Below are 26755 nucleotides of genomic sequence, written 5' to 3'. Positions count from 1 at the left end.
CTCTGCAAGACCCGCACGTGAACCCCTGATGCACTGATCTTCCCAGTACGCCGTCTCTTCCGAGAGGTCGTCGGCCCGGGAGCACAGTGCTGAGGTCGGCCGGCGCCGAGCGTCAGCCCGTGCGATCGCGCGCAGCACCCGTTGCGCGTGTACCGCTCATGTCTTCGAGACCAAAGAGGGAGCACTCGTGGAGAACTTCTCCGAGACCCAGAACGACCAGGCGGCTCCGGCTGCCGAAGCCCCGGCGTCCGCCGCGGCATCCGACACCGCGACCGAGGCCCCGGCGGCGCCGGCCCGTAAGCGCGCCCCGCGACGGGCGACCACCGCCAGCGCGGCGGCGAAGGCCGAGAAGGCCGCCGAGACCGCGGACGCGGCCCCGGCATCCGAGGCAGCTGCCGCCGATGCGGCGCCCGCTGCCGACGCAGAGGCGCCCAAGGCGAAGGCCCCGCGCCGCAGCCGCGCGAAGAAGGCCGACGCCGAGCCCGCGGCCGAGTCCGCCGAGGCCCCCGCGGCGCCGGCGACCGACGACAAGCTCGCCGAGGCCGCAGCTGCCGCTGCCGCCGCCGACGCGCCGGAGCAGACCGACGAGCCGAAGAAGGGGCGCGGTCGTCGCACCGCCAAGAAGCCCGCCGCCGACGCCGAGTCGGTCCCGGCCGACGAGAAGCCCGCGGAGTCCGCTCCGGCCGACGCTCAGCCGTCCGGCGACGCCGGCTCCGACAACGCCGAGGGCGGCGAGGAGCAGGGCGGCCGCAACCGTAACCGCAACCGCAGCCGCAACCGCGGACGCGGCCAGAACGGCAACGGTCAGCAGGAGCAGCAGCAGAGCGCTCCGGCTGACGACGAGCAGGGCGGCAACGGCCGCAACCGCCAGCGCAACAAGCGTCGCGGCGGAGCTCCGACCGACGAGTTCGAGACCGAGATCGGCGAGGACGACGTCCTGATCCCGATCGCCGGCATCCTCGACGTGCTCGACAACTATGCGTTCGTGCGCACCACGGGGTACCTCGCGGGTCCGAGCGACGTCTACGTCTCGCTCGGCCAGGTGAAGAAGTACAACCTGCGCAAGGGCGACGCGATCGTCGGATCGATCAAGCAGCCGCGCGAGGGCGAGCAGCAGGGCCGTCAGAAGTACAACGCGCTCGTGAAGGTCGACTCGATCAACGGCCTGTCGGTCGACGACGCCGCCACGCGCGTCGAGTTCGGCAAGCTCACGCCGCTGTACCCGCAGGAGCGCCTGCGCCTCGAGACCGCGCCCGAGAAGCTCACGCAGCGGATCATCGACCTCGTCGCACCGATCGGCAAGGGCCAGCGCGGCCTCATCGTCGCACCGCCCAAGGCAGGCAAGACCATCGTGCTGCAGCAGATCGCCAACGCGATCGCGCAGAACAACCCCGAGGTGCACCTCATGGTCGTGCTCGTCGACGAGCGGCCCGAAGAGGTCACCGACATGGAGCGCTCGGTCAAGGGCGAGGTCATCGCCTCGACCTTCGACCGCCCGGCAGAGGACCACACGACGGTCGCGGAGCTCGCGATCGAGCGCGCCAAGCGCCTCGTCGAGCTGGGCCGCGACGTCGTCGTGCTGCTCGACTCGATCACGCGTCTCGGCCGCGCCTACAACCTCGCGGCTCCGGCATCGGGCCGCGTGCTCACGGGTGGCGTCGACGCGTCGGCGCTGTACCCGCCCAAGCGCTTCTTCGGCGCTGCGCGCAACATCGAGAACGGCGGATCGCTCACGATCCTCGCCACCGCCCTCGTCGAGACCGGATCCAAGATGGACGAGGTCATCTTCGAGGAGTTCAAGGGCACCGGCAACAGCGAGCTGCGTCTGTCGCGCCAGCTGGCCGACAAGCGGATCTTCCCGGCGGTCGACGTCAACGCGTCGAGCACCCGCCGCGAAGAGATGCTGCTCTCGGCCGACGAGGTCAAGATCACCTGGAAGCTGCGTCGCGCCCTCGCCGGCCTCGACCAGCAGCAGGCCCTCGAGGTCGTGCTCGGCAAGCTGAAGGAGACCCACTCGAACGTGGAGTTCCTCGTGCAGATGCAGAAGTCGATCCCGACGCTGCCCGCAGGCGGCCACGGGCACGACAACAACATCCGCTGAGCGGATCCGCCGTGTTCGAGTCCGTCCAGACTCTGATCGACGAGCACCGCCGGGTGCAGGAGGAACTCTCCGACCCGGCGGTGCACGCCGACGCCGCACGCGCCAAGCGCGTGAACCGGCGCTACGCCGAGCTGTCGCGCATCGTCGCGGCGCATGAGGCGTGGGTCGCGGCATCCGACGATCTGGAGGCCGCGCGCGAGCTCGCGCGGGAGGACGAGGCGTTCGCCGACGAGGTGCCGGTGCTCGAGCAGGGGCTGCAGGCCGCCCAGGAGAAGCTGCGTCGTCTGCTGATCCCGCGCGATCCCGACGACGCGCGCGACGTGATCATGGAGATCAAGGCGGGGGAGGGCGGCGCCGAGTCGGCACTGTTCGCCGCCGATCTGCTGCGCATGTACGTGCAGTACGCCGCATCGAAGGGGTGGAAGACCGAGCTCCTGGAGCGCAACGAGTCCGACCTCGGCGGCTACAAAGACGTGCAGGTCGCGATCAAGGGGTCGTCGTCCGACCCCGCGCAGGGCGTGTGGGCCCACCTCAAGTACGAGGGTGGAGTGCACCGCGTGCAGCGTGTGCCGGCGACCGAGTCGCAGGGCCGCATCCACACCTCGACCACTGGCGTGCTCGTGTTCCCCGAGGTCGACGAGCCCGACGAGATCGAGATCAACCAGAACGACCTCAAGATCGACGTGTTCCGCTCGTCGGGGCCCGGGGGTCAGTCGGTGAACACGACCGACTCGGCGGTGCGCATCACCCACGTGCCGACGGGGATCGTCGTCTCCATGCAGAACGAGAAGTCGCAGCTGCAGAACCGCGAGGCCGCCATGCGCGTGCTCCGTGCGCGGCTCCTCGCGAAGCAGCAGGAGGAGCTGGACGCCGCGGCATCCGACGCACGCAAGTCGCAGATCCGGGGCATGGACCGCTCGGAGCGCATCCGCACCTACAACTTCCCCGAGAACCGGATCGCCGACCACCGCACCGGATTCAAGGCCTACAACCTCGACCAGGTCATGGACGGCGCGCTCGAGCCCATCATCGAGAGCGCGATCCAGGCCGACGAAGAGGCCCGGCTCGCCGCTGTCGGCTCGGAGGGCTGACCCCGCGCGGACCGAGCGCTAGGCTCGGGCCGTGATCACCTTCCTGTTCCGCGCAGTGATGTACCTCGCGTCCGCCGCCCTGGGGCTGATCGTCGCCGACCTCCTGCTCGACGGGTTCCGCATCCAGTGGGACCGGTGGTGGGGATTCGTCGTCTGCATCGTGGTCTTCGCGATCGTGCAGAGCATCCTCGCTCCGATCGCGAGCCGACTCGCCGACCGCTACGCGCCCGTGTTGATGGGCGGTATCGGGATCATCTCGACGCTCGTCGCCCTCGTGGTGGTCGTGCTGCTGCCTGTCGGCGGACTCCGCATCGTCGACGCGTCCGGCTGGCTGCTCGGCGCGCTGATCGTGTGGATCATCACCGCCCTGGGCAGCGTGCTGCTGCCGCGGCTGTTCCTCAAGAAGCCCGACGAGGAGCGCCGCCGCCGCCGCTGACTCGGCCCGATTCAGATCGAGTACTCGGGTGCGGTGAGCAGTGCTCTCGTGTCCTCTCCGACAGTGCGGCCTCGGGGCTTCGCCGGGACGCCCACGAGGATGCTGTCGGCCGGTGCGTCGCGGGTGACGACGGCGTTCGCGCCCACCACCGAGTGCGCCCCGATCGTCACCGGGCCGAGGATCTTCGCGCCCGCTCCGACAGCGACGCCGTCGCCGAGCGTCGGATGCCGCTTGCCCGAGTCGCGCGTCCGTCCGCCGAGCGTGACGCCGTGGTACAGCATGACGTCGTCGCCGATCTCGGCCGTCTCGCCGATCACGACACCCATGCCGTGGTCGATGAAGAACCGTCGTCCGATGCGTGCACCGGGGTGGATCTCGATGCCCGTGAGCCACCGGGAGATCTGCGAGCCGGCGCGGGCGAGCAGCCGCAGTCGACGGCGCCACAGCGCATGCCAGACGCGGTGCGCCCAGATCGCGTGCAGTCCTGGATAGAGCAGCGCGACCTCGACGGAACTCCGGGCCGCGGGATCGCGGAGACGCGCGGCGGCGATGTCCTCGCGCAGTCGACCGATGACGTTCATCGGGCGGGTCAGGCCTCGCGCAGGTGCTCGTAGAGAGCGGTAGACAGGTACCGCTCGCCGAACGAGGGGATGATCACGACGATCGTCTTGCCGGCGGCCTCCGGGCGCTTCGCGATCTCCAGAGCCGCCCAGATCGCGGCGCCGCTCGACATGCCGACGAGGATGCCCTCTCCGGCGGCGGTCTCGCGGGCCACGCGGATCGCGTCGTCGAAGGTGACGTCGATGACCTCGTCGAGCACCTCGCGGTCGAGGATCGGCGGAACGAAGTTCGGGCCGATGCCCTGGATCTTGTGGGGTCCGGGGTGGCCCTCGGTGAGGATGGGGGAGTCCTTGGGCTCGACGGCGACGACCGTGACCCCGGGGATGCGCTCCTTGAGCACCTGACCGACGCCGGTGATGGTGCCGCCGGTGCCGATGCCCGCCACGAAGTAGTCGACGTTCCCGTCGGTGTCGCGCAGGATCTCCTCCGCGGTGGTCTTGCGGTGGATGGCCGGGTTCGCCTCATTCGCGAACTGCTTGGCGAGCACGGCGCCCGGGGTCTTCGCCGCGATGGCCTCGGCCTCGGCGACCGCGTGGGTCATGCCCTTGGTGGGGTCGGTGAGCACCAACTCTGCGCCGAACGCCTTCAGCAGCATGCGGCGCTCCTTCGACATGGAGGCGGGCATCGTGAGGATCACCTTGTAGCCGCGTGCGGCGCCGACCATCGCCAGGGCGATGCCGGTGTTGCCGCTCGTGGCCTCGACGATCGTCCCGCCGGGCTTCAGCTCGCCCGATGCCTCGGCGGCGTCGACGATCGCGATGCCGAGGCGGTCCTTGACGCTCGACGCCGGGTTGTAGAACTCGAGCTTGGCGAGCACCGTGGCGTCGACGCCCTCGGTCACCCGGTTGAGGCGGACCAGCGGGGTGTTGCCGAACGCCGTGGTGATGTCGGAGTGGATGCCGGGCATGAGAGCGCCTTCCTGTGCGGGGTGACTGGGCTCCAGCCTAGGCGAGCGACCGGTGCGGGGAGGCAATGTGACGGGTGTGGCGCTCTACGCTGGAGGGCATGCCCGACACCTCTCTTGCCGCACTCGTGCGCGCTGCCGCGGCGCGGCTCGCCGCCGCCGGCGTCCCGGATCCGCTGGTCGACGCCGAGCTCCTGGCCGGTCACGTCCTCGGCATCCGTCGGGGGGAGGTGCAGGCGGCGACCGTCCGGGGCGACGCCGTGTCGGACGCGGACGCCGCGGCGCTCGATGCTCTCGTGACGCGTCGCGAGGGTCGTGAGCCGCTGCAGCACATCACCGGCACCGCGCCCTTCCGTCATCTCGAGCTGGCCGTCGGTCCCGGGGTCTTCGTGCCGCGTCCGGAGACCGAGACCGTGGTGCAGTTCGCGATCGATGCGTTGCTCGCGGCCCCGGAGCCGGACCCCATCGGCATCGATCTCGGCACCGGGTCCGGCGCGATCGCCCTCGCCATGGCCACGGAGGTGCCGCACTCGCGGATCTTCGCGACCGAGCTCTCGCCGGACGCCTTCCCCTGGGCCGAGCGCAACACGGGCGGGGCGGCGAATCTGACGCTCGTGAACGAGGACCTGGGCGAGGCGTTCCGCGACCTGGACGGCACGGCATCCGTCGTGATCTCGAATCCGCCGTACGTGCCGGACGCCGCGGTGCCCCGCGACCCCGAGGTGCGCCTGTTCGATCCGGCCATGGCGCTGTACGGCGGGGAGGACGGTCTCGACATCGTGCGCGTGCTCAGCATCCGCGCACTCGAGCTGCTGCGCCCCGGGGGTCTGCTGGTGATCGAGCACGGCGAGCTGCAGGGCGAGGAGATCCGCAGCATCCTCACGCGCGACGGATGGCGCGCGGCGGCCACCCACCGCGATCTCACGCTGCGCGACAGGGCGACCACCGCCCTGCGGCCGTGACGGCGTCGTCACCGGTCGCACAGGCACCCGCCGTCTAGAATCGGAAGGTCATGTCCACCATCTTCGACTGCGGCGACGAGTCCGAGCTCCTCGCCGGCATGCGTCACGCGCGCCAGGCCATCGCCAGGGGCGAGCTCATCGTCATGCCCACCGACACCGTCTACGGCGTCGCCGCCGACGCCTTCTCGCCCGCTGCCGTGCAGCGGCTCCTCGACGCCAAGGGGCGGGGCCGCAACCAGCCGCCGCCCGTGCTGATCGGCTCGAAGGACACCCTGGTCGCCCTCGCCGAGTCGGTGCCGGAGCCGGTCCAGCGCCTCGTCGACGAGTTCTGGCCGGGCGGTCTCACGATCGTCCTCCCCGCGCAGCCTTCTCTTGTCTGGGATCTCGGCGAGACCGAGGGCACCGTCGCCGTGCGGATGCCGGAGGGTCGCGTCGCACTCGAGCTGCTGGCCGAGACGGGGCCGCTCGCCGTGTCGAGCGCGAACCTCACCGGACGCGATGCGGCGATCTCGGCGTATGACGCCGAGCGGATGCTGGGCGACAGCGTCGCGGTGTACCTCGCCGACGGCATCAGCCGGGAGGGCATCGCCTCGACGATCGTCGACGCCACCTCGCTCGTGCCCCGCGGCATGGAGCAGGCGACCGGCCGCGCGCGCATCCTGCGCCAGGGTGCGGTCAGCCGGGAGCGGCTCGAAGAGGTGCTCGGCGATCTGCTCGAGCCCGAGCCGAGCGACGAAGCGGACGGGGATTCGTGAAGCAGTACCTCTTCACGGTCCTCATCACCGCCGCGATCACGTTCGCGCTCACGTGGGTGGTCCTGAAGGTGAGCCTGCGGTTCAAGCTGTACCCGGCCATCCGCGAGCGCGACGTGCACACGACGCCGAAGCCGCGACTCGGCGGGGTCGCCATCTTCCTCGGCATCGCCGTCGCCATGGGCATCTCGGCGTTCAACCCGTTCTTCGCGACGATCTGGACGCCGCCGCAGACCATGTGGTCTGTGCTCGCCGCTGCTCTCCTCATCGCGATCATCGGCGTCGTCGACGACCTCTGGGACCTCGACTGGATGATCAAGCTCGGCGCCCAGTTCCTCGCTGCGGGCATCATCACGGTCGGCGGCGGTCTGCAGATCCTGTCCCTGCCCTTCGGCGACCTGATCGTGTTCTCGAGCTGGCTGAGCATCACGATCACGATGTTCGCGATCGTGATCGTCATGAACGCCGTCAACTTCATCGACGGACTCGACGGTCTGGTGGCCGGCGTGTGCCTGATCGCGAACGGCGTCTTCTTCGCCTATTCCTATATCCTCACCCGCGACACGGGCGCGTCGAGCTACTTCAACCTCGCATCGTTCCTCGCCGCGGTGCTGATCGGCGCGTGCATCGGCTTCCTCCCGTTCAACTGGAGCCCCGCGAAGATCTTCATGGGCGACTCGGGCGCGCTCGTCCTCGGTCTGCTCATGGCGACGTCGGCCGTCGCCGTGACGGGTCAGCTGGAGCCCTCGGCGCTCGATCTCGAAAGACTCGGCCGCTCGCAGCTGCTCGGTGCGTTCATCCCGATCCTGCTGCCGCTGCTCGTGGTGCTGCTGCCGCTGCTCGACTTCGGCCTCGCCGTGCTGCGGCGCATGAACGCGGGGAAGAGCCCGTTCTCACCCGACCGCAAGCACCTGCACCACCGGATGCTGGACCTCGGCCACCGCGACCGCGACGCCGTGCTCATCTTCTACGCGTGGACGGCCATCATCTCGTTCGCCGTGCTGCTCATGTACGTGGGCGCCCGCGAGGACTGGCCGGGGCAGTACCTCCCCGGCGTCGCCTTCGGCGTGGTCGGCATCGTCGCCTGCCTCGTGATCACCCTGATGCCCACCCGTCGCAAGAAGCCGGCGACAGCCCCCGAGCCCGACCCGACCTCCCTGGAGTCCTGATGAGCCCGAACCCCGTATCCAGCAACCCGATCCTGCGCAGAACCCTCATCTGGTCCGCCGTCGCGATGGTGGTGCTCGCGGTCGTCGCCGGTCTCGTCGGGCTCCTGGTCGGCGGGGGAGAGGGGCTCGCCAGCGGACTCCTCGGCGTCGTGCTCGCGATGCTGTTCCTCGGCATCACGGCTCTCAGCATCCTGATCGCGAACCGCTGGTTCGGCGACCCGCTCTACGTGCAGTTCTTCTTCGCGATCGTGCTCGGCGGGTGGCTGCTCAAGCTCGGGCTGTTCGTCGTGATCATGATCGTGCTGAGCGGCCAGCCCTGGATCCACCCGATGGTGTTCTTCCTGTCGATCGTGGCCGGGGTCATCGTGTCGCTGGGCATCGATGTCGTGGTCCTGACCCGTATGCGGCTTCCGAACGTCAGTGACGCGTCGCTCCCCACCGAGGCCCCCGCCGACCGAGCCCCCGGGGTCGAGCTGCCGACCGTGGTGCCCGAGGACCGTGCCCCCGGCCGCCACCACCTCGTGCGGGACGAGAGCACCGAGGACGGGCCTGCAGAGGACTCCCCGCGGTCTTAGGACACCCTTTATTCTGATAGTGTTGAGTCGTGCCCGCCGCTCGCCCGCGAGCGCTTGCGCAGAAGCACACCGACCATCGTCGCCCCGGTCCGATCCGGTGCCCCGAAGCTGGAGCCCGCGCTGTTTAATCTTGCTGCGACCCTGATGCCCCGACTTGCCTCCGACGGCGAGTTCCACGGACCTTCGATCGACGAGTTCTTCCCGGAGATCCTCTTCACCGTCGCGGGGATCCCCGTGCACCGGATCCACCTGGTGCAGCTGCTCTCCGTGATCGTCGTCGTCCTGCTGCTCGTCCTCGGCACGCGCCGCATGAAGGTGGTCCCCGGCCGCTTCCAGAGCGTCGTCGAGATGGGCCTCGACTTCGTCCGCGGCGGCATCGCGCACGACCTGCTCGGCCGCAAGGACGGCAACCGGTTCCTGCCGATCCTCACGACGATCTTCTTCATGACGCTGTTCATGAACATCACGGGCATCATCCCGTTCCTGAACATCGCCGGTACGAGCATCGCCGCCGTGCCGCTCACGCTCGCGCTGGTGAGCTACGTGACCTTCATCTACGCCGGCATCAAGAAGAGCCCCGGCGGGTTCTTCAAGAACGCGCTGTTCCCCTCGGGTGTGCCGTGGCCGGTCTACTTCATCGTGACCCCCATCGAGTTCCTCTCGACGTTCATCATCCGTCCGGTCACGCTGATGCTCCGACTCCTGATGAACATGGTCGTCGGTCACATGCTGCTGGTGCTGTGCTTCGCGGCCACCCAGTTCTTCTTCTTCACCGCTGGCGGCGGCTGGGCCGCCCTCGGTATCGGAACCCTCGCCTTCGGCGGCGCCTTCACTCTCTTCGAGATCCTGGTGGCCGTCCTGCAGGCATACGTCTTCACCGTCCTCACCGCGGTCTACATCCAGCTCGCGGTCGCAGAAGAGCACTGAGCGGGTCGGCAAAACTGCCTTCCCACCCAACGAAAGGAAAAACCCGTGGACGCTACTACGGTTCTCGCTGAAATCAACGGTCACATCGCGGCGGTCGGCTACGGCCTCGCAGCCATCGGCCCGGCCATCGGTGTGGGCATCGTCGTCGGCAAGACCATCGAGGGCGTCGCCCGTCAGCCCGAGCTGGCCGGTCGTCTCCAGGTCCTCATGTGGATCGGTATCGCCTTCACCGAGGCGCTTGCATTCGTCGGCATCGCCGTCGGATTCATCCCCTTCCCGTAATCCGAACCGACTTCTGAAGGAGACAGGATGCTGAACGCTCTTGTCACGAACCTCGCGGCTGAGGGTGAGGCGGCGCACAACCCGCTGATCCCCGCGTGGTACGACATCATCTGGTCGGGCCTGTGGTTCCTCATCATCCTCCTCGTCGTGTGGAAGGTCGCCCTTCCGAAGTTCACGGCGATGCTCGACAAGCGCTCCGCCGCGATCGAGGGCAACATCGCCAAGGCCGACGAGGCTCAGAAGCAGGCCGAGGCCGCGCTCGAGGAGTACACGCGTCAGCTGGCCGAGGCTCGCACCGAGGCCGGCGAGATCCGCGAGGCCGCCCGTGAGGACGGCAAGAAGATCGTCGCCGAGGCCAAGGAGACCGCGACGGCCGAAGCCGCTCGCCTCACCGCGGCAGCGCACTCGCAGATCGAGGCCGAGCGTCAGACCGCTCTCGTCTCGCTCCGCAGCGAGGTGGGCACGCTCGCGATCGACCTCGCCGGCGGCGTGGTCGGAGAGACCCTCTCCGACGATGCGCGCGCGACGGCCGTCGTCGACCGCTTCCTCGCCGACCTCGAAGCATCCGAGAAGGCGGCTCAGTAATGGGCAGCGCGACCACTCAGGCACTCGCGGCATCCACTCAGGCGCTTGCCGCAGCGACGGACGTCACCCTCGACACGGCGCAGGAGCTGTTCGCAGCCGCCCGCGCCGTGGCCGAGTCGTCCCAGCTGAGCGGCGCGCTCGCCGACCCCGCGGCCGCGGCCGTGGCGCGACAGAACGTCGTCGCAGCGGTGTTCGGCGGGTTCTCGCAGAACACGCAGAGCGTTCTGAAGGCGGCTGTCGCGGAGCGCTGGTCGTCGGCCTCCGAGCTGACGGACGGCATCGAGGAGCTCGCCATCCGCGCCGCGGCACTCGCCGACCCGAAGGCCGACATCGAGGGAGAGCTCTTCGGCTTCACTCGCGTGGTGGCCGCGAACCCGGAACTCGAGCTCGCGCTCGGCAGCCGGCTCGGGGGAGAAGACGCCAAGGGCTCGCTGATCGACCGTCTGCTCGCAGGCGGAGCGACCAGCGCCCCGACCGCGCTGATCGTCTCGTCGCTGGTGCGCCAGCCCCGCGAGCGCCGCGTGCGCCAGCTGCTGTCGCGCGCGATGCGCATCGTGGCCAGCCAGGGCGACCGTGTCGTCGCCACGGTCTACACCGCGAAGTCGCTCACCGAGGCTCAGCGCACCCGTCTGAGCGACGCGCTCTCGCGTCGCTACGAAGGGACGGTCGCGCTCAACGAGGTCATCGACCCCGCCGTGGTCGGAGGTCTGCGCGTGCAGATCGCCGATGACGTCATCGACGGAAGCATCTCCGCCCGTCTCGCCGATCTTCGCCAGAAGCTCGCCGGCTAACACGACTTCGCGCGGGGAACCGCGCACCCAGATACAAAGGGAAGACAATGGCAGAACTATCGATCAGCCCCGACGTCATCCGTGACGCGCTGAAGGACTTCGCCGCGGCATACGAGCCCACCGGGGCTGCGGCGACCGAGGTCGGCACCGTCATCGACGCGGCCGACGGCATCGCCCACGTCGAGGGACTGCCCGGCGTCATGGCGAACGAGCTCGTGACCTTCGCCGACGGCACCAAGGGTCTCGCGCTGAACCTCGACGAGCACGAGATCGGCGTCGTCGTCCTCGGCGACTTCACCGGCATCGAGGCGGGTCAGGAAGTCACCCGCACGGGCGAGGTCCTCTCGGTCCCCGTCGGCGACGGCTACCTGGGCCGCGTGGTCGACCCGCTCGGCAACCCGATCGACGGCCTCGGCGCGATCGCGACCGAGGGTGTCCGCGAGCTCGAGCTCCAGGCGCCCGGCGTGATGCAGCGCAAGTCGGTGCACGAGCCCATGCAGACCGGCATCAAGGCCATCGACGCGATGATCCCCGTCGGCCGTGGCCAGCGTCAGCTGATCATCGGCGACCGCCAGACCGGCAAGACGGCCATCGCGATCGACACGATCATCAACCAGAAGGCCAACTGGGAGTCGGGCGACGTCAGCAAGCAGGTCCGCTGCATCTACGTCGCCATCGGCCAGAAGGGCTCGACCATCGCTTCGGTGAAGGGCGCGCTCGAAGAGGCCGGCGCACTGGAGTACACCACGATCGTGGCGGCTCCGGCATCCGACCCCGCCGGTTTCAAGTACCTCGCTCCCTACACCGGTTCGGCCATCGGTCAGCACTGGATGTACGGCGGCAAGCACGTCCTGATCATCTTCGACGACCTGTCGAAGCAGGCCGAGGCGTACCGCGCCGTGTCGCTCCTCCTGCGTCGCCCGCCGGGCCGCGAGGCGTACCCCGGCGACGTCTTCTACCTGCACTCGCGTCTGCTCGAGCGGTGCGCGAAGCTCTCCGACGAGCTCGGTGCGGGATCGATGACGGGTCTGCCCATCATCGAGACCAAGGCCAACGACGTCTCGGCGTACATCCCGACCAACGTGATCTCGATCACCGACGGCCAGATCTTCCTCCAGTCCGACCTGTTCAACGCCAACCAGCGTCCGGCGGTCGACGTGGGTATCTCGGTGTCGCGAGTCGGCGGTGACGCGCAGGTCAAGTCGATCAAGAAGGTCTCCGGAACGCTCAAGCTCGAGCTGGCCCAGTACCGCTCGCTCGAGGCCTTCGCGATGTTCGCCTCCGACCTCGACGCCGCCTCGCGTCGTCAGCTCTCGCGTGGTGCGCGTCTGACCGAGCTGCTCAAGCAGCCGCAGTACTCGCCGTACCCCGTCGAGGAGCAGGTCGTGTCGATCTGGGCCGGTACCAACGGCAAGCTCGACTCGATCGAGGTCGAGGACGTGCTGCGGTTCGAGCGAGAGCTCCTGGACTACCTGCGTCGCAACACCTCGGTGCTCGACACTCTGCGCGAGACCAACGTCCTCGACGACGCCACGGTCGCAGAGCTCGAGAAGCAGACGGATGCCTTCATCCTGGAGTTCCAGGGCGGCAAGGGTCACGCCATCGGCGCCCCGGGCCACGAGGAGCACGCTGCGGCCGAGGCCGAGGACGTCAACCAGGAGAAGATCGTCAAGGGTCGTCGCGCGTAATCGCGTGAGGAACTGATTCATGGGCGCTCAACTCAGGGTCTACAAGCAGAAGATCTCTTCTGCTCAGACGACCAAGAAGATCACGAAGGCGATGGAACTCATCGCGGCTTCGCGCATCCAGAAGGCGATGGCACGCGTCAAGGCGTCCAGCCCCTTCGCGCGGGCCGTGACGAGGGCCGTGTCGGCCGTCGCGACGCACTCGAACGTCGATCACCCGCTCACCCGTGAGCCCGAGAACATCCGCCGCTCCGCGGTCGTGATCTTCTCGTCGGACCGCGGTCTCGCCGGAGCCTTCAACTCGCAGATCCTCCGTGAGGGTCTCGAGGTGGCATCGCTCTTGCGTGAGCAGGGCAAGGAGCCGGTGTTCTACCTCATCGGTCGCAAGGCCGTCGGGTACTTCCAGTTCCGTCGTATCGAGTCGGCTGCGGAGTGGACGGGCGACACCGACACCCCGTCGTTCCACACCGCGGAGGAGATCTCGGCCACGCTGCTCGAGGCGTTCTCGCGCGGTGCGGACGAGGGCGGCGTCGACGAGATCCACCTCGTCTACAACCGCTTCGTCAGCATGATGACGCAGTCGCCGGAGTCCGTGCGCCTGCTGCCGCTGGAGATCACGGAAGCCGACGACTCGGAAGCGGGCAGCACCGTCTACCCGCTGTACGAGTTCGAGCCGGATGCCGAGACCGTTCTCGACGCGATCCTGCCGGTGTACATCCAGAGCCGCGTCTTCAACGCGCTTCTGCAGTCGTCCGCCGCCAAGCAGGCCGCGACGCAGAAGGCGATGAAGTCGGCCAGCGACAACGCCGACAAGCTCATCACCGACTACACCCGCCTGCGCAACAACGCTCGCCAGGCGGAGATCACGCAGCAGATCGCGGAGATCGTCGGCGGCGCCGACGCCCTCTCGTCGAGCAAATAGACCATCAGGAAAGAGACGATAATGACTTCCATCGCCACGGCTGACCAGCCGGCGACCGCGGTCGTCGGGCGCGTCGCACGCGTCAACGGTCCGGTTGTCGACATCGAGTTCCCGCACGACTCGATCCCCGACATCTACAACGCTCTGAAGACCACGATCGCCATCGGCGACGAGTCGACCGAGATCACCCTCGAGGTCGCCCAGCACCTCGGCGACGACCTGGTGCGCGCCATCGCCCTGAAGCCGACGGACGGCATCGTCCGCGGCCAGGAGGTCCGCGACACGGGCGAGGCCATCTCGGTGCCCGTCGGTGACATCACCAAGGGCAAGGTCTTCAACGTGATCGGCGAGGTCCTCAACGGCGAGCCCGGTGAGACCATCGAGGTCACGGAGCGCTGGCCGATCCACCGCAAGGCGCCGAACTTCGACCAGCTCGAGTCGAAGACCACCATGTTCGAGACCGGCATCAAGTCGATCGACCTCCTCACCCCGTATGTGCAGGGTGGAAAGATCGGTCTCTTCGGTGGTGCCGGTGTCGGCAAGACCGTCCTCATCCAGGAGATGATCCAGCGCGTCGCGCAGGACCACGGTGGTGTGTCGGTGTTCGCCGGTGTCGGTGAGCGCACCCGTGAGGGCAACGACCTCATCCACGAGATGGAGGAGGCGGGTGTCTTCGACAAGACGGCCCTCGTCTTCGGTCAGATGGACGAGCCGCCGGGGACGCGTCTGCGCGTCGCTCTGTCGGCCCTGACGATGGCGGAGTACTTCCGCGACGTGCAGAAGCAGGACGTGCTGCTCTTCATTGACAACATCTTCCGCTTCACGCAGGCCGGTTCCGAGGTGTCGACCCTTCTGGGCCGCATGCCTTCCGCCGTGGGCTACCAGCCGAACCTCGCCGACGAGATGGGCCTCCTGCAGGAGCGCATCACCTCGACGCGCGGTCACTCGATCACCTCGCTGCAGGCGATCTACGTGCCGGCCGACGACTACACCGACCCGGCTCCGGCCACGACCTTCGCGCACCTCGACGCGACGACCGAGCTCTCCCGTGAGATCGCGTCGAAGGGTCTGTACCCGGCCATCGACCCGCTGACCTCGACGTCGCGCATCATGGACCCCCGCTACTTGGGCGAGGACCACTACCGCGTCGCCACCACGGTCAAGCAGATCCTCCAGAAGAACAAGGAGCTGCAGGAGATCATCGCCATCCTCGGTGTCGACGAGCTCTCCGAGGAAGACAAGATCGTCGTGTCGCGTGCACGTCGCATCCAGCAGTTCCTCTCGCAGAACACCTACATGGCGAAGAAGTTCACGGGTGTAGAGGGCTCGACCGTGCCGCTGAAGGACACGATCGAGTCGTTCGACGCGATCACCCGCGGTGACTTCGACCACGTGGCCGAGCAGGCCTTCTTCAACGTCGGCGGCATCTCCGACGTCGAAGAGCAGTGGGCGAAGATCCAGAAGGAGAACGGCTGACCATGGCCCTGCACGTCAGCCTCGTCTCCGCCGACGCGGAGGTCTGGACGGGAGAAGCGAGCCTCGTGGTCGCGAAGACCGTCGAGGGCGAGATCGGCTTCATGTCCGGCCACGAGCCGGTGCTGGCCATCCTCGCCGAAGGCCAGGTCCGGATCACCCAGACCGACGGGTCGAAGGTGCTCGCCAACGCGCAGGACGGATTCCTCTCGATGGAGGGCAACGACCTGACGATTGTGGCAGGCAACGCCGCCCTGATCTCCTGACCAGCAACAATCATCGCATCCGCCTCGGCACCGTCTTCGGTGCCGAGGCGGACGCGTCTGTGCCCGCGGAGGCGCCATGAAGATCCTGCTCCCGCCCTCGGAGACCAAGCGCCCGGGTGGTGCCGGTGCGCCACTCGACCTCGACCGTCTCGCCCTTCCTGCACTGCGCGACCGGCGTCGGGCGGTGGCCGACGCCCTCGTCGGGCTCGCGGGCGACCCGACCCTCGCACAGCGCGTCCTCAAGCTCAGCGACAAGCAGGCGGGAGACATCGCTCACAATCGCGAGCTGCTGACCGCTCCGACGATGCCGGCCGTCGACCGCTACACAGGAGTGCTGTACGACGCGCTCGACGCGACCTCGCTGTCGTCCGCGTCGCGGCGCTGGCTCGCCGGCCACGTGTGGATCCACTCGGCGCCTCTCGGACCTGTCGGCGCCCTCGACGGCATCCCGGCCTATCGTCTCGCGGCCGGGACCTCGCTGCCCGGCATCCCACCGCTGCGGCGGCACTGGGCGGAGGCGACCAGCGCGGCGATCGCGAGCGAGGAGCCGGACTTCGTGCTCGACCTGCGCAGTGAGGCGTACGTCGCCCTCGGTCCGATCCCGGCGGACGTCGACTCATCCTACGTGCGGGTCGTGACGGAGCACGGCAAGGCTCTGAACCACTTCAACAAGAAGTCGAAGGGGATGCTCGTGCGCGCCCTCGCGGAGGATCGTCCGCGCATCGCGTCGCTGCGCGCGCTCCGCACCTGGGCGGAGTCGCGGGGTGTCGTTCTGCGCGACTCGTCGGAGCGGGCGACACTGGAGCTCGTCGTCGCGGAATGACGCGTACGGACACGTGGGGATTTCTCCCCGCGTGTGTCGTTGCCCGCAATATCGGCGCACCGATATGGTGGGTGACGCGGCGCGGCCAGCGCCCCCATCAGTCCCATTTCGGAGGGGATCATGTACGACGATTACTATTACGGGCCAGGTGCCGCTGCCGTCTTCGGCATCGTGGCGCTCGTAGGCTTCCTCATCGCGATCGTGGGCTACGTCCTCGTCGCCTTCTTCCTGATGAAGATCTTCGACAAGGCCGGCGTGCAGGGCAAGTGGCGCGCCTGGGTGCCGGTGTACAACTACATGGTCTTCGCGAAGCTCGGAGACCTGTCGCCGTGGGTCGTCCTCATCGCGATCGGCCTCTCGCTCATCCCGTACCTCAACTTCCTCACGGGTATCGCACTCGCCGTGGTCCTCGCACTCGCGGCCTGGCGCATCGGCCTCAAGCTGCAGAAGGACGCCGTCTGGGTGATTCTCTGGGTGCTCCTCGGCATCGTGTGGCTCGGCATCAACGCGTTCGACAAGTCGCGCTGGAACCCGAACATCGCTCCGGCTCCGTGGGCGGGCAACGGCTTCTTCGCCGACAAGACGGTGTGGGACGGTGTGCCCACGCAGCCGAGCGCGGTGGCAGGTCCCGGCTACGGCCAGCCGCAGCAGGGCTACGGCCAGCCGCAGCAGGGTTACGGTCAGCCGCAGCAGGGTTACGCCCCGCCGACCCAGCCCGGCTACGCTCCGCCGCAGCAGCCGGGTTACACCCCGCCCGCGCAGCCCGGCTACGCCCCTCCCGCAGCGCCGTCGAACCCCGACGTGCCGCCGGCACCGCCGTCCGCTCCGCCCGCTGCGCCGCAGGTGCCGCCGGCTCCGCCGACCGCTCCGCCGGCTGCGCCCCCGGCTCCGCCGACCAACCCCACTCAGCCGCCGGCCTGACCCGGCGCCGCAGTGCACGAAGAGCCTCCGACCCCGGTCGGAGGCTCTTCCGCGTTCCAGGAGTGGCATGCGGGCCGGTGGGAGACGATAGCGTGGAGGCATGCTCACGTCGCAGCGCCGTGTCGGCGCTTCCGGACTCCTCGTGTCGTCGACCGGCCTCGGATGCAACAACTTCGGCCGAGCAGGCACCGCCACCGAGACGCTCGACGGAACCCGCTACGTCATCGATGCCGCCATCGACAACGGCATCACCTTCCTCGACACCGCCGACATGTACGGGGCGGTGCCCGGTTCCAGCGAATCGCTGATGGGGGAGGCGCTCGACGGCCGCCGGGATCGCGTCGTCCTCGCCACCAAGTTCGGGCACGAGCGCGACATGGGCTATGACTTCCCTGCGGGACGGGGGTCCCGTCGCTACGTGCGACGTGCGGTCGAGGAATCGCTCCGGCGGCTGCGGACCGACTGGATCGACCTGTACCAGCTCCATCTGCCGGATCCGGAGACCCCGATCGCCGAGACGCTCGACGCCCTCGACGAGCTCGTGCGCGAGGGCAAGATCCGGTACTACGGGCACTCGAATTTCAGCGGATGGCAGATCGCCGAGGCCGAGTTCGTCTCGCGCGACCGCCACGGCGGCCGATTCGTCTCGGCGCAGAACCACTACTCGCTCCTCGCCCGGGCGGCGGAGCGGGAGGTCCTTCCCGCCGTCGAACGCTACGGACTCGGGTTCTTCCCCTACTTCCCGCTGCACAACGGCCTGCTCACCGGCAAGTTCTCCCGTGACGGGGGTCCGGAGTCGAGCCGGATCATGTCGACGCGACGCCACGTGTGGGAACGGGCTCCTTGGGACGCGCTCGATGCGCTCCGCTCCTTCTGCGATGTCCGCGGCATCACGATGGTGCAGGCCGCCTTCGGCTGGCTCCTCGCCGATCAGCGCATCTCGAGCGTGATCGCGGGCGCGACGTCGGTGGAGCAGGTCGAAGCGAATGCGCAGGCCGGGGATGCCTGGCGTCCCGACGAGGACGAACTGGCTGAGATCGACGCGCTCTTCCCGCTTCCCGAGGACCCCGGGGCGCGCGTGTGAGCGGGGCGGAGTCCACTACGATGTGTGAGTACCCTGGGGCCGCCCGACCCAGAGGCATTTCGGAGGCGACGAGTGGCTGAGACGACGACGAGGACGCACAGCGTCACGGTTTCGCGGCACCCTCTGGTGGTGTCGTGGGCCGGCGTCACCGATGTCGGGCGCCGCCGCGAGACGAACCAGGACGCCTTCTTCGCGGAGTATCCGCTGTTCATCGTCGCGGACGGCATGGGCGGACACGCGGGCGGCGAGATCGCCAGCCAGAGCACGGTCAAGCGCCTCGAGGCGATGGTGACCGAAGGTCCCGTGCAGCGCGGCGAGATCGAGCGCGCGTTGGAGCTGGCCGTCGGCGACATCGCCGACCACCCCGAGGCCACGGACGAGGGGACGGGAACGACGCTGACCGGCGTCTTCCTCGAGCTCGACGGCGACGAGCCGCGCTGGGTCGCGCTGAACATCGGCGATTCTCGCGTATACCTGCTGCGCGACGACCGGCTGATCCAGGTGACGACCGATCACTCGGTCGTGCAAGAGCTGATCGCCTCCGGCAAGATCAGCCCCGAAGAAGCAGAGGGCCACCCGTACAGCAATGTCATCACGCGCGCGGTGGGCGCGAGCGAGCTCACGCCGCCCGACTATGTCACGCTCGACGTCCGGGCCGGCGACCGCTTCGTGATCTGTTCCGACGGCCTCACCAAAGAGCTCACCGACTACGGCATCCAGCACTTCCTCCGGGAGAACGCCGACCCGGCCGCCGCGGTCGACGCGATGCTGAACGCCGCACTCGAGAACGGCGGGCGGGACAACGTGACGCTCGTCATCGTCCAGGTCGACGACGACTCCTCCTCCACGGAATCGGATATCGCCGAATAACCCGCTGGCCCCTGTGGACAGCGCCGGATCCGCGCACCGCGGGGTGTCCACTGGGGTGATGGACTCACTGCCCATCACGCTTCCCGCGTCGCCGACGCCCCCGCCCCCGCAGCCGATCCCTTTCCTGGCCGCGCTGATCCCCGTCGCGGCCGGTGTCGTGCTGTGGCTCGTGACCGGATCGGTCTACTCCCTGTGCTTCGCCGCCCTGGGCCCGCTCATGATCGGCGCCTCGCTCATCGACGGTCGACGGTCGCGGCGCAAGGCGATCGCGCTGGCCGAGGCGGAATCGGAGGCCGCGTGGGAGCGCGCGGAGACAGAGCTCGCCGCACGGCAGGCCGAGGAGCGCTCAGGGCGGTGGCATCGGGAGCCGGACGTCGCCACGGCACTGCTCACGCCGCCCCTCCGTTCCTCGGCGACGGTCGACGCGGGCACCACGATCGTCGTGGGCGCCGGCGCTCGCCCCAGCCCGCTCCGAGCCACGGGCGACGACGGGGAGCGCGCCAGGGAGTTCCGCCGCCGATGCGCCGTGATCGATCGTGTACCGGTCTCCGTGCCGCTCGGAGGAGGCGTCGCGGTACGCGGCGATCGCGTCGCCGGTGCCGCCGTGGTCCGTGCGCTCGTGGTGCAGCTCTGCCTGCGATTCGGCACCGCGCAGCTCGCGGTGGTCGGCGACGGCGCCGCCTCGGCGGGTCTCGCGACGTTGCCGCAGGCGACGGTGGCGAGGCGCAGCGCCTTCCGCCTCGGGGTCAGTGCGCCGGAGCACGGACGCCCGGACGCGGATGCCGCGGTCTGGATGCTCGCTCCCGACGCACCGGTGCCGGAGGGAGTGGGAGCCGTCATCGACCTCGCCGTCTCTGGGCGGGCCTCGGTCCGCACGTCGGAGGGCGTCGTGGAGGTGGATCCGGAGTACCTGTCCGCGGAGCAGACCGCGGCGATCGGCGTCTCCCTCCCGGTCGACGATGCGCCGGACGATGAGGTGCCGCGGTCGGCGCGGTTCGCCGATCTCGTGCAGGGGCGCGGGTCTCGCGGGCTCCCGGCGACGGTGGGGCGCGACGGACGCGGCGACGTGGTCGTCGACATCGTCGAGCACGGCCCGCACGCGATCGTCACCGGAACGACCGGAGCGGGCAAGAGCGAGCTCCTTGCCACCTGGGTCACGGCCATCGCCGCGCACCACGGACCGGACGACGTCGTCTTCGTGCTCGCCGACTTCAAAGGAGGCACGGCGTTCGACGCATTGCGGCCGCTGCGTCAGGTCGCCGCAGTGATCACCGATCTCGACGGGGCGGGCGCGGTGCGCGGCGTCACCAGCCTCACTGCCGAGCTCCGTCGACGCGAGGAAGTCCTGGCTCGCGCCGGCGTACGGGACATCCGCGAAGCGGAGATGCCTCGGCTCGTCATCGTGATCGACGAGTTCGCCGCGCTGCTGCAGGAGCATCCCGAACTCGGCGCCGTCTTCACCGATATCGCCGCTCGGGGCCGCGCTCTGGGGATGCACCTCATCCTGGGCACCCAGCGCGCCACGGGGGTCGTCCGCGACGCGCTGGCGGCGAACTGCCCGCTGCGCGTGAGCCTGCGCGTCGGCGACGCGGCCGACAGCCGAGCCGTGATCGGGACCGACGACGCGGCCCGCATCACGGGAGGGCCCGAATCGCGCGGGCTCGCCTTCGTGCGGCGACCGAGCGATGATTCCCCGGCCGCTCTGCGCATCGCGCTGACGTCGCGGGAGGACATCGCGCACGCGGCGGGCGTGTGGCGGACCTCGCCGACTCCCGTCAGCCCGTGGCTCCCTGAGCTTCCGGCGATGCTCCCGCTGGCCGATCTCGACGCGGATGCAGAGGCGGGTGCGATCGTGCTGGGCCGTGCGGACGACCCTGCGAACCAGCGTCAGCCCCTGGACCTGCTGCGCCCCGGAGAGGAGCGGGGGATCGCCGTCGTCGGGCAGAGCGGCTCGGGGCGGACGACAGCGCTGCGCACACTCGCCCGGCAACGCGAGGACGCGTTCCGGATACCCGCCGATCCCGAGTCGGCGTGGGACACCGTGATCGGCCTGGTCGAACATCCGTCTCCGCGTCCGTCGTTGATCCTCTGCGACGACATCGATGCGCTGCTCGGTGCACTGCCGTCCGAGTACGCGGTCGCGTTCGTCCAGGCCTGGGAGCGCCTGCTCCGCGGTGAGGCCGCAGCGACCGTCGTGATGAGCGCCTCACGATGGGGAGGCCCGGCGACCCGCCTCCTGGAACTGCTGCCGCGCCGCGCGGTGCTCCCGCTGCCGAGTCGCGCCGAGCACGCGGCGGCGGGCGGCGATCCGTCGGCATTCGTGCGCGATGCTCCCCCCGGGCGCGCTCGTATCGACGGTCGAGAGGTGCAGCTGGCCTGGACCCCCGAACAGGCCGTCCCTGCGCCGTCGCGACGCGCGGCGCGGGGCGCGCGCCTGGGCGCCGTCCCGGTCGCTGACCGCGATCGTCACCGGCGGCGCGGCATCGGTCGTCGACGCCCTCCAGCGGGCGCACCCCGCCTGGGCGGTCACGAGAGCCGACGACAGTCCTTCCATCACGACACCCGGGGTCGAGTCCGTCCCGCGGATCCTGGTCGACGAACCAGACGTCTGGCAGCGTCAGCGGATGCTCTGGCAACGGGTGCGCGAGGACGGAGAAGTGCTCGTGCGGGCGGAGAACGCGCCCGAGCTGCGCCATCTCGTCGGTGTGCGTGACCTGCCGCCCTACGCTCGGCTCCATGCCGGGCGCGTGTGGTCGGTCATCGGGGCCGAGCGACCGAGGCGGTTCGTTCTCGATGGTCTCGTCTCGTGACAGCGCTGCGGGTGGACGTGACCGGAGTGCTGGGGCTGGCTCTGCTGTCAGAGCCCGGCGGCCACGCGGATCGCGCCCACCTCGACGCCGCCACCGAGGACGCCCAACGACAGTGCGGCGATGAGCTTGGTCAGATCCTCGTCCGTCAGGGCGCCGGCTCGCTGCAGCAGCGTGGCTGCCACGAGAGTCGATGCACGCGCCGACCCGTCGAGCATCTTCAAAGCGACCGTGGTGTTGTCCGGCGCGACCATCACCATGACGCCCTCCGCGCCGCCCTTCGTGAAGACGCCGAGCGTCTCGATCGCGATCGTGTCCGGTCGTCCCGGACCCTCGATCGTCCAGGGGTGCTCGCGCACCGCGCGCACGAGCGATCCCGCGACGCGGTGCAGCGCGAACGGGGAGCGATCCGAGGCGCTCCCGATGCGGTGGATGGCGCGAGCCAGACCCGTGAGGGTGAGCGCGTGCACCGGCGCACCGCATCCGTCGATCGAGGTGTGCGCGATCTTCTCGCCCGTGAGACGCTCGACCACCTCGCGGATGTGCATCTGCAGCGGGTGCGACGGGTCGAGGTACCCCTTCGTGGGCCACCCCGTGGCGACGCAGGCCCGCAGCATGGCCGCGTGCTTGCCCGAACAGTTCATGCGGATGCGCGCCTGCTGGTCGTGCTCGCGTACCATCGCATCACGCGTGGCCGTGTCCGTCGGCCAGGCGACGGGGCACTCCAGGTCGTCCTCGGTGAGACCGCCCTCGGTGAGGATGTCCCGCACCACTGCCGCATGACGGTCTGTGCCGACGTGGCTCGCCGTCGACAGGGCGAGCTGCTCGCCCTCGAGGACGGCGCCCGCCGTGATGCATGCGACGGCCTGCAGCGGCTTGAGGCTCGATCGGGGGAGGATCAGCGCGTCCGCGTCGCCGTACCGGGCGACGACCTCGCCGTCGGGGGAGAGCACGACTGCCGCCCCCGCATGGCGGGACTCGACGAATCCACTGCGCTCGACGACGGCTAGTTCCACGGAATCCTGAACGGTGAGAGTCTCGGGCACCAGTCAAGGATATCGTCGCCGCATCGCCGGTCCCGTCACCCGATCGCCCGCCCCGTCACCCGACGGAGCCCGGTGTCCGCGGCTGCTGGCAGACTGAGGCCATGGCAGAACGATCCGCGGCTCTCGGCGAGCACCGCTACGCACTCACCTCCACCTGGACCGGGAACACGGGGACAGGGACCAGCGGCTATCGCGACTACCGACGCGACGTCACGCTCGAGGTCGCGGGCAAGCCGGACATCCTCGCGTCCTCGGACAAGCCGTTCCGGGGCGACACGTCGCGATGGAATCCCGAGGATCTCCTGCTCGCCTCGCTGTCCGAGTGCCATCTGCTGTCCTACCTGCACGCGTGCGTCACCGCAGGAGTCGTCGTCGTGTCGTATCGCGATACGGCAGCGGGCCTGATGCGGGAGAACGGCGCGGGAGGCGGTGCATTCGTCGAGGTGATGCTGCGCCCCGAGGTGGTCGTGGCCGATGCGTCGATGATCGAGGCAGCCGAGCGGGCGCACGCTCAGGCCAGGGAGTGGTGCTTCATCGCGAACTCGATGAACTTCCCCGTCCGGCACGAGGCCGTCGTCACCGCCGCAGCATCCTGAGACGCACCGATGGTGCGCTGACCGCGGGCGCCGACGTCAGCGACGCTCGTGGGGGAGCACCTGCTTGATCTTCTCGATCGTGTTCTGGGCCGGAGCCTCGTTGTAGGCACCGGCGAGTTCCTGACCGGAGAGCGCGTGGATCGCGGCCATGATCTCGTCGGTCGCGAGGCGGCGAGCCCGGCCGCTGGAGGCGGGACCGTGCGGCGAGAGGTCGAGCGGAGCGCCGAAGCGCACAGTGATCCGCTCCTTGAGAGTGGGCAGCTTGGCGCCGACGGGCATGACCTTGTCCGTGCCGATCAACCCGACGGGGACGACGGGAGCGCCGGTCTGGAGGGCGAGGAACGCGACGCCCGTCCGTCCCTTGTACAGGCGGCCGTCCGTCGAGCGGGTGCCCTCGGGGTACAGCGCGACGGCGAGGCCGTCGTCGAGCAGCTGGCGCTGCAGATCGAGTGCGTCGAGGGCGGCCTGTCCGGCGCCGCGTCGGACCGGGATCGCGCCGATCGACTCGAAGAAGGTCTTGCTGAGCCACCCCTTCAGCCCCGTCCCCTCGAAGTAGCTGGACTTCGCGAGGAAGTGCACAGGGCGCGGTGCGGCGACGGGGATCGCGATCGAGTCGATGAACGACAGATGGTTGCTCGCGAAGATGACGGCACCCGTGCGCGGCACGTTCTCGCGGCCCTCGATGCGAGGACGGTAGACGACGCGGGCGAGGGGACTGATCAGGCTGCGTCCGAGAGCGTAGGTGAAGCCCGCGTGGCGGGGTTGCTCCGACTCCGCGGGCGAGGAATCGGGCTCGACGGACTGCTCTGACGTCATCAGAGCAGGTTACCTCCGGATCCATGCCCCGGTGGGAATGAAGCCCGCGACGCGCGCCTCCCAGCGCGGACAAAGGGCCATGGGGCATGATGAGGTGTCCCGCCCGCGATCTCGAGGTCTCACTGTGCGCAAGCGTCCGCTCATCGTCCTGTCCACCGTCGCCGCGGCGACCCTGCTCCTCGCAGGCTGCGCCGGCAACGCGGAGCCCGACTCCACCGCGGACCCGACGTCCGCACCTGACAGCTCGTGTCTCGCAGACCTCGCCTCCGGCGCAGGCTCCGATGCGATCACGGTCGAAGGGTCGGGCGCCGACGCGAAGGTCACCGTGCCCTCCGGCACGGATTTCACGAAAGCCGAGCGGACGGTCATCTCCGAGGGCGACGGCGATGAGGTGCACCCCGGCGACCTCGTGTCGCTGCGGTACCAGCTCGTCGACGCCACGACAAACGAGGTGCTCAGCACCTCCGAGCGCGGCCCCGACGGCGTCCTCGGCGCTCTTCTGGCCGTGCAGCAGCCGCAGCAGATGGTCGACCCCACGCAGTCGACCGTCTTCACGGTCGCAGCGGAGTGCCTGCCTGTCGGGTCGAGCGTGGTGCTGACCCTGCCCGCGACTCAGCAGGGCGGAAACCCGAGCGTCCTCTACGTCGAGACGATCGACGAGCTCCCGACCGTGGCGTCCGGCGCCGACCAGGAGCCCACCGAGGGCTTCCCGACCGTCGAGCTCGACGATTCCGGTGCACCGAGCATCACGATCCCCGACGGCGATGCGCCGACCGAGACGGAGGTCGCCGTGCTGAAGAAGGGCGACGGTGCTGTCGTCGCCGAGGGCGACCTCGTCACCGTCCAGTACCGCGGCGTGAAGTGGTCGGACGGCAGCGAGTTCGACTCCAGCTGGAGCCGTGACGCGGAGCCCGCCCAGTTCCCGACGACCGGCGTCGTGACCGGCTTCAAGATGGCTCTGGAGGGCCAGACGGTCGGTTCCCAGGTCGTCGTGGCCATGCCTCCGAAGGACGGCTACGGCGCGTCCGAGGGCAACGCGCTGCAGAACGAGACTCTCGTCTTCGTCGTCGACATCCTCGCGACGACCCCGCTCGAGCAGGCTCCGTAACCACGGGGCAGGCCGAGGAGGTGCCATAGGCTGGCTCCATGCGTCGCATCATCGTCCTCGGCTCCACCGGCTCCATCGGCACGCAGGCGCTCGACGTCATCCGAGCCAATCCGCGACGCTTCGAGCTGGTCGGTCTGGCCGCGGGGTCGAACGCCGAGTTGATGGCCGAGCAGGCGGCGAGTTTCCAGGTCGAGGACACGGCTCTCGGAGCTGTGGAGGCCGAGCAGCTCGTACGCGACGTCGAGGCAGACGTGGTTCTCAACGCGATCACGGGCTCGATCGGACTCGGCTCCACCCTCGCGGCGCTCGAAGCCGGGCGCACGTTGGCTCTCGCGAACAAGGAGTCGCTGATCGTGGGCGGGGAACTCGTGCTCGCCGCCGCCGAGCGCGACCAGATCGTCCCTGTCGACTCCGAGCACTCCGCGATCGCGCAGGCCCTTCGCAGCGGTACGCACGACGAGGTGCGGCGACTCGTCGTCACGGCATCCGGCGGTCCCTTCCGCGGACGCTCGCGCGCGGAGATGACGGAGGTCACGCCGCAGGAGGCCCTGGCGCACCCCACGTGGGACATGGGCCGGATGGTGACGACGAACTCCGCCACGCTCGTGAACAAGGGCCTCGAGGTCATCGAGGCGCATCTCCTCTTCGACATCGCGTACGACGACATCGAGGTCGTCGTGCACCCGCAGTCGATCGTGCACTCGATGGTGGAGTTCGTCGACGGGTCGACGATCGCCCAGGCGTCGCCGCCCGACATGCGGCTGCCGATCTCGCTGGGTCTCGACTGGCCGAATCGGGTCGGCGGCGTCGGCCGACCTCTCGACTGGACGAAGGCAGCGTCCTGGACCTTCGAGCCCCTCGACGACGCAGCCTTCCCCTCGGTCGATCTGGCGAAGGCGGTGGGTCGCGCCGGCGCGACCTTCCCCGCCGTCTACAACGCGGCGAACGAGCAGGCGGTCACGGCGTTCCACGAGGGACGATCGACGTTCCTGGGCATCGTCGACACGATCGCCCGCGTCGTCGACGCTCACGAGCCGCCGTCGTCGCTCACCGTCGAGTCGCTGGCCGAGGCGGAGTCCTGGGCGCGCCGTACCGCCGACGCGCTGATCGCCCGCGCCTGACCGTCCGGCCTCAGCGCGAGG

General features: G+C 69.4%; 27 protein-coding genes. 23 read left to right on the top strand and 4 right to left on the bottom strand.

What is annotated here, in order from left to right:
* The first annotated feature begins 187 nt into the window (after positions 1 to 187).
* The 3 genes from rho to MRBLWO14_RS02085 are packed head-to-tail and all read left to right on the top strand — an operon-like array spanning position 188 to position 3628.
* Complete coding sequence (gene rho / locus MRBLWO14_RS02095; RefSeq protein WP_341934828.1) at positions 188 to 2101, top strand: transcription termination factor Rho; 1914 nt, start codon at positions 188 to 190, stop codon at positions 2099 to 2101.
* An 11-nt stretch (positions 2102 to 2112) separates the two neighbouring features.
* Complete coding sequence (gene prfA, locus MRBLWO14_RS02090) at positions 2113 to 3192, top strand: peptide chain release factor 1 (protein WP_341934827.1); 1080 nt, start codon at positions 2113 to 2115, stop codon at positions 3190 to 3192.
* Between the two features lie 31 nt (positions 3193 to 3223).
* Positions 3224 to 3628 carry a hypothetical protein gene (locus MRBLWO14_RS02085; protein ID WP_341934826.1) on the top strand — a complete coding sequence of 135 codons (405 nt, stop codon included), beginning with the start codon at positions 3224 to 3226 and terminating at the stop codon, positions 3626 to 3628.
* 11 nt (positions 3629 to 3639) lie between these two features.
* Here MRBLWO14_RS02085 and epsC read toward each other — a convergent pair whose 3' ends face one another.
* Positions 3640 to 4209 (bottom strand): serine O-acetyltransferase EpsC, encoded by a 570-nt coding sequence (gene epsC / locus MRBLWO14_RS02080; RefSeq protein WP_341934825.1) that lies wholly within the window; start codon positions 4207 to 4209, stop codon positions 3640 to 3642.
* An 8-nt stretch (positions 4210 to 4217) separates the two neighbouring features.
* Positions 4218 to 5156, bottom strand: coding sequence for a cysteine synthase A (cysK, locus tag MRBLWO14_RS02075; RefSeq protein ID WP_341934824.1), 939 nt, complete (start codon positions 5154 to 5156; stop codon positions 4218 to 4220).
* Between the two features lie 98 nt (positions 5157 to 5254).
* Here cysK and prmC point away from each other — a divergent pair, with 98 nt between their 5' ends.
* The 17 genes from prmC to MRBLWO14_RS01990 all read left to right on the top strand — a co-directional run bounded on the left by prmC (position 5255) and on the right by MRBLWO14_RS01990 (position 21953).
* Positions 5255 to 6115: a peptide chain release factor N(5)-glutamine methyltransferase gene (prmC, locus tag MRBLWO14_RS02070; RefSeq protein WP_341934823.1), complete on the top strand. Its 861-nt coding sequence runs from the start codon at positions 5255 to 5257 to the stop codon at positions 6113 to 6115.
* Between the two features lie 50 nt (positions 6116 to 6165).
* A complete protein-coding gene (locus tag MRBLWO14_RS02065; protein ID WP_251585595.1) occupies positions 6166 to 6870 on the top strand; it encodes an L-threonylcarbamoyladenylate synthase in 705 nt (234 codons plus the stop codon).
* Positions 6867 to 8036 (top strand): MraY family glycosyltransferase, encoded by a 1170-nt coding sequence (locus MRBLWO14_RS02060; RefSeq protein WP_341934822.1) that lies wholly within the window; start codon positions 6867 to 6869, stop codon positions 8034 to 8036. Before MRBLWO14_RS02065 ends, MRBLWO14_RS02060 begins: the two co-directional genes overlap by 4 nt.
* Positions 8036 to 8611, top strand: a complete 576-nt coding sequence (locus MRBLWO14_RS02055) for a hypothetical protein (RefSeq protein ID WP_341934821.1) — start codon at positions 8036 to 8038, stop codon at positions 8609 to 8611. Before MRBLWO14_RS02060 ends, MRBLWO14_RS02055 begins: the two co-directional genes overlap by 1 nt.
* A gap of 144 nt (positions 8612 to 8755) precedes the next feature.
* Positions 8756 to 9538, top strand: coding sequence for a F0F1 ATP synthase subunit A (gene atpB / locus MRBLWO14_RS02050; RefSeq protein ID WP_096714670.1), 783 nt, complete (start codon positions 8756 to 8758; stop codon positions 9536 to 9538).
* Positions 9539 to 9583: 45 nt separating this feature from the next.
* Positions 9584 to 9820 carry an ATP synthase F0 subunit C gene (gene atpE / locus MRBLWO14_RS02045; protein WP_067115091.1) on the top strand — a complete coding sequence of 79 codons (237 nt, stop codon included), beginning with the start codon at positions 9584 to 9586 and terminating at the stop codon, positions 9818 to 9820.
* 27 nt (positions 9821 to 9847) lie between these two features.
* A complete protein-coding gene (locus tag MRBLWO14_RS02040; protein WP_341934820.1) occupies positions 9848 to 10405 on the top strand; it encodes a F0F1 ATP synthase subunit B in 558 nt (185 codons plus the stop codon).
* A complete protein-coding gene (locus tag MRBLWO14_RS02035; protein WP_096714668.1) occupies positions 10405 to 11196 on the top strand; it encodes a F0F1 ATP synthase subunit delta in 792 nt (263 codons plus the stop codon). Before MRBLWO14_RS02040 ends, MRBLWO14_RS02035 begins: the two co-directional genes overlap by 1 nt.
* 47 nt (positions 11197 to 11243) lie before the next feature.
* Positions 11244 to 12884, top strand: coding sequence for a F0F1 ATP synthase subunit alpha (atpA, locus tag MRBLWO14_RS02030; RefSeq protein ID WP_341934819.1), 1641 nt, complete (start codon positions 11244 to 11246; stop codon positions 12882 to 12884).
* Positions 12885 to 12903: 19 nt separating this feature from the next.
* Positions 12904 to 13803 (top strand): F0F1 ATP synthase subunit gamma, encoded by a 900-nt coding sequence (locus MRBLWO14_RS02025; RefSeq protein ID WP_341934818.1) that lies wholly within the window; start codon positions 12904 to 12906, stop codon positions 13801 to 13803.
* 21 nt (positions 13804 to 13824) lie between these two features.
* Positions 13825 to 15279: a F0F1 ATP synthase subunit beta gene (atpD, locus tag MRBLWO14_RS02020; RefSeq protein ID WP_341934817.1), complete on the top strand. Its 1455-nt coding sequence runs from the start codon at positions 13825 to 13827 to the stop codon at positions 15277 to 15279.
* 2 nt (positions 15280 to 15281) lie between these two features.
* A complete protein-coding gene (locus MRBLWO14_RS02015; protein WP_096714664.1) occupies positions 15282 to 15542 on the top strand; it encodes a F0F1 ATP synthase subunit epsilon in 261 nt (86 codons plus the stop codon).
* Between the two features lie 76 nt (positions 15543 to 15618).
* Positions 15619 to 16365, top strand: a complete 747-nt coding sequence (locus tag MRBLWO14_RS02010) for a peroxide stress protein YaaA (RefSeq protein WP_341934816.1) — start codon at positions 15619 to 15621, stop codon at positions 16363 to 16365.
* A 120-nt stretch (positions 16366 to 16485) separates the two neighbouring features.
* Positions 16486 to 17286, top strand: a complete 801-nt coding sequence (locus MRBLWO14_RS02005) for a large exoprotein (RefSeq protein ID WP_341934815.1) — start codon at positions 16486 to 16488, stop codon at positions 17284 to 17286.
* A 100-nt stretch (positions 17287 to 17386) separates the two neighbouring features.
* Positions 17387 to 18370: an aldo/keto reductase gene (locus tag MRBLWO14_RS02000; protein WP_341934814.1), complete on the top strand. Its 984-nt coding sequence runs from the start codon at positions 17387 to 17389 to the stop codon at positions 18368 to 18370.
* A 72-nt stretch (positions 18371 to 18442) separates the two neighbouring features.
* Entirely contained in the window at positions 18443 to 19240 is a 798-nt protein-coding gene (locus MRBLWO14_RS01995; RefSeq protein ID WP_341934813.1) for a protein phosphatase 2C domain-containing protein, read from the top strand.
* 58 nt (positions 19241 to 19298) lie between these two features.
* Positions 19299 to 21953: an FtsK/SpoIIIE domain-containing protein gene (locus MRBLWO14_RS01990; protein ID WP_341934812.1), complete on the top strand. Its 2655-nt coding sequence runs from the start codon at positions 19299 to 19301 to the stop codon at positions 21951 to 21953.
* A gap of 144 nt (positions 21954 to 22097) precedes the next feature.
* Here the strand turns inward: MRBLWO14_RS01990 and MRBLWO14_RS01985 are convergent, their stop codons facing one another.
* The gene (locus MRBLWO14_RS01985; protein WP_341934811.1) at positions 22098 to 23093 is read right to left on the bottom strand and encodes an asparaginase; all 996 of its coding nucleotides are present in this window, start codon (positions 23091 to 23093) and stop codon (positions 22098 to 22100) included.
* 101 nt (positions 23094 to 23194) lie between these two features.
* Between MRBLWO14_RS01985 and MRBLWO14_RS01980 the strand changes: the two genes are divergently transcribed.
* Positions 23195 to 23689 carry an OsmC family protein gene (locus tag MRBLWO14_RS01980; protein WP_341934810.1) on the top strand — a complete coding sequence of 165 codons (495 nt, stop codon included), beginning with the start codon at positions 23195 to 23197 and terminating at the stop codon, positions 23687 to 23689.
* A gap of 36 nt (positions 23690 to 23725) precedes the next feature.
* Here the strand turns inward: MRBLWO14_RS01980 and MRBLWO14_RS01975 are convergent, their stop codons facing one another.
* A complete protein-coding gene (locus MRBLWO14_RS01975) occupies positions 23726 to 24505 on the bottom strand; it encodes a lysophospholipid acyltransferase family protein (protein ID WP_251585583.1) in 780 nt (259 codons plus the stop codon).
* Positions 24506 to 24629: 124 nt separating this feature from the next.
* Here MRBLWO14_RS01975 and MRBLWO14_RS01970 point away from each other — a divergent pair, with 124 nt between their 5' ends.
* Positions 24630 to 25613: an FKBP-type peptidyl-prolyl cis-trans isomerase gene (locus MRBLWO14_RS01970; protein ID WP_341934809.1), complete on the top strand. Its 984-nt coding sequence runs from the start codon at positions 24630 to 24632 to the stop codon at positions 25611 to 25613.
* A gap of 38 nt (positions 25614 to 25651) precedes the next feature.
* The gene (gene dxr / locus MRBLWO14_RS01965; protein WP_341934808.1) at positions 25652 to 26734 is read left to right on the top strand and encodes a 1-deoxy-D-xylulose-5-phosphate reductoisomerase; all 1083 of its coding nucleotides are present in this window, start codon (positions 25652 to 25654) and stop codon (positions 26732 to 26734) included.
* Positions 26735 to 26755: the final 21 nt, after the last annotated feature.

The organism is Microbacterium sp. LWO14-1.2 (genome assembly GCF_038397715.1).
GTDB lineage: Bacteria > Actinomycetota > Actinomycetes > Actinomycetales > Microbacteriaceae > Microbacterium.
Note: the sequence above shows the minus strand (reverse complement) of the source record. Positions and strands in the feature narration are given on the sequence as shown.

Excerpts from the sequence above, each read along its gene's own strand:
- epsC (WP_341934825.1), bottom strand. The coding sequence starts at position 4,209 with ATGAACGTCATCGGTCGACTGCGCGAGGACATCGCCGCCGCGCGTCTC.
- cysK (WP_341934824.1), bottom strand. The coding sequence starts at position 5,156 with ATGCCCGGCATCCACTCCGACATCACCACGGCGTTCGGCAACACCCCG.
- prmC (WP_341934823.1), top strand. The coding sequence starts at position 5,255 with ATGCCCGACACCTCTCTTGCCGCACTCGTGCGCGCTGCCGCGGCGCGG.
- MRBLWO14_RS02065 (WP_251585595.1), top strand. The coding sequence starts at position 6,166 with ATGTCCACCATCTTCGACTGCGGCGACGAGTCCGAGCTCCTCGCCGGC.
- MRBLWO14_RS02055 (WP_341934821.1), top strand. The coding sequence starts at position 8,036 with ATGAGCCCGAACCCCGTATCCAGCAACCCGATCCTGCGCAGAACCCTC.
- atpB (WP_096714670.1), top strand. The coding sequence starts at position 8,756 with ATGCCCCGACTTGCCTCCGACGGCGAGTTCCACGGACCTTCGATCGAC.
- MRBLWO14_RS02040 (WP_341934820.1), top strand. The coding sequence starts at position 9,848 with ATGCTGAACGCTCTTGTCACGAACCTCGCGGCTGAGGGTGAGGCGGCG.
- MRBLWO14_RS02035 (WP_096714668.1), top strand. The coding sequence starts at position 10,405 with ATGGGCAGCGCGACCACTCAGGCACTCGCGGCATCCACTCAGGCGCTT.
- atpA (WP_341934819.1), top strand. The coding sequence starts at position 11,244 with ATGGCAGAACTATCGATCAGCCCCGACGTCATCCGTGACGCGCTGAAG.
- MRBLWO14_RS02025 (WP_341934818.1), top strand. The coding sequence starts at position 12,904 with ATGGGCGCTCAACTCAGGGTCTACAAGCAGAAGATCTCTTCTGCTCAG.
- atpD (WP_341934817.1), top strand. The coding sequence starts at position 13,825 with ATGACTTCCATCGCCACGGCTGACCAGCCGGCGACCGCGGTCGTCGGG.
- MRBLWO14_RS02015 (WP_096714664.1), top strand. The coding sequence starts at position 15,282 with ATGGCCCTGCACGTCAGCCTCGTCTCCGCCGACGCGGAGGTCTGGACG.
- MRBLWO14_RS02010 (WP_341934816.1), top strand. The coding sequence starts at position 15,619 with ATGAAGATCCTGCTCCCGCCCTCGGAGACCAAGCGCCCGGGTGGTGCC.
- MRBLWO14_RS02005 (WP_341934815.1), top strand. The coding sequence starts at position 16,486 with ATGTACGACGATTACTATTACGGGCCAGGTGCCGCTGCCGTCTTCGGC.
- MRBLWO14_RS02000 (WP_341934814.1), top strand. The coding sequence starts at position 17,387 with ATGCTCACGTCGCAGCGCCGTGTCGGCGCTTCCGGACTCCTCGTGTCG.
- MRBLWO14_RS01990 (WP_341934812.1), top strand. The coding sequence starts at position 19,299 with ATGGACTCACTGCCCATCACGCTTCCCGCGTCGCCGACGCCCCCGCCC.
- MRBLWO14_RS01980 (WP_341934810.1), top strand. The coding sequence starts at position 23,195 with ATGGCAGAACGATCCGCGGCTCTCGGCGAGCACCGCTACGCACTCACC.
- MRBLWO14_RS01975 (WP_251585583.1), bottom strand. The coding sequence starts at position 24,505 with ATGACGTCAGAGCAGTCCGTCGAGCCCGATTCCTCGCCCGCGGAGTCG.
- dxr (WP_341934808.1), top strand. The coding sequence starts at position 25,652 with ATGCGTCGCATCATCGTCCTCGGCTCCACCGGCTCCATCGGCACGCAG.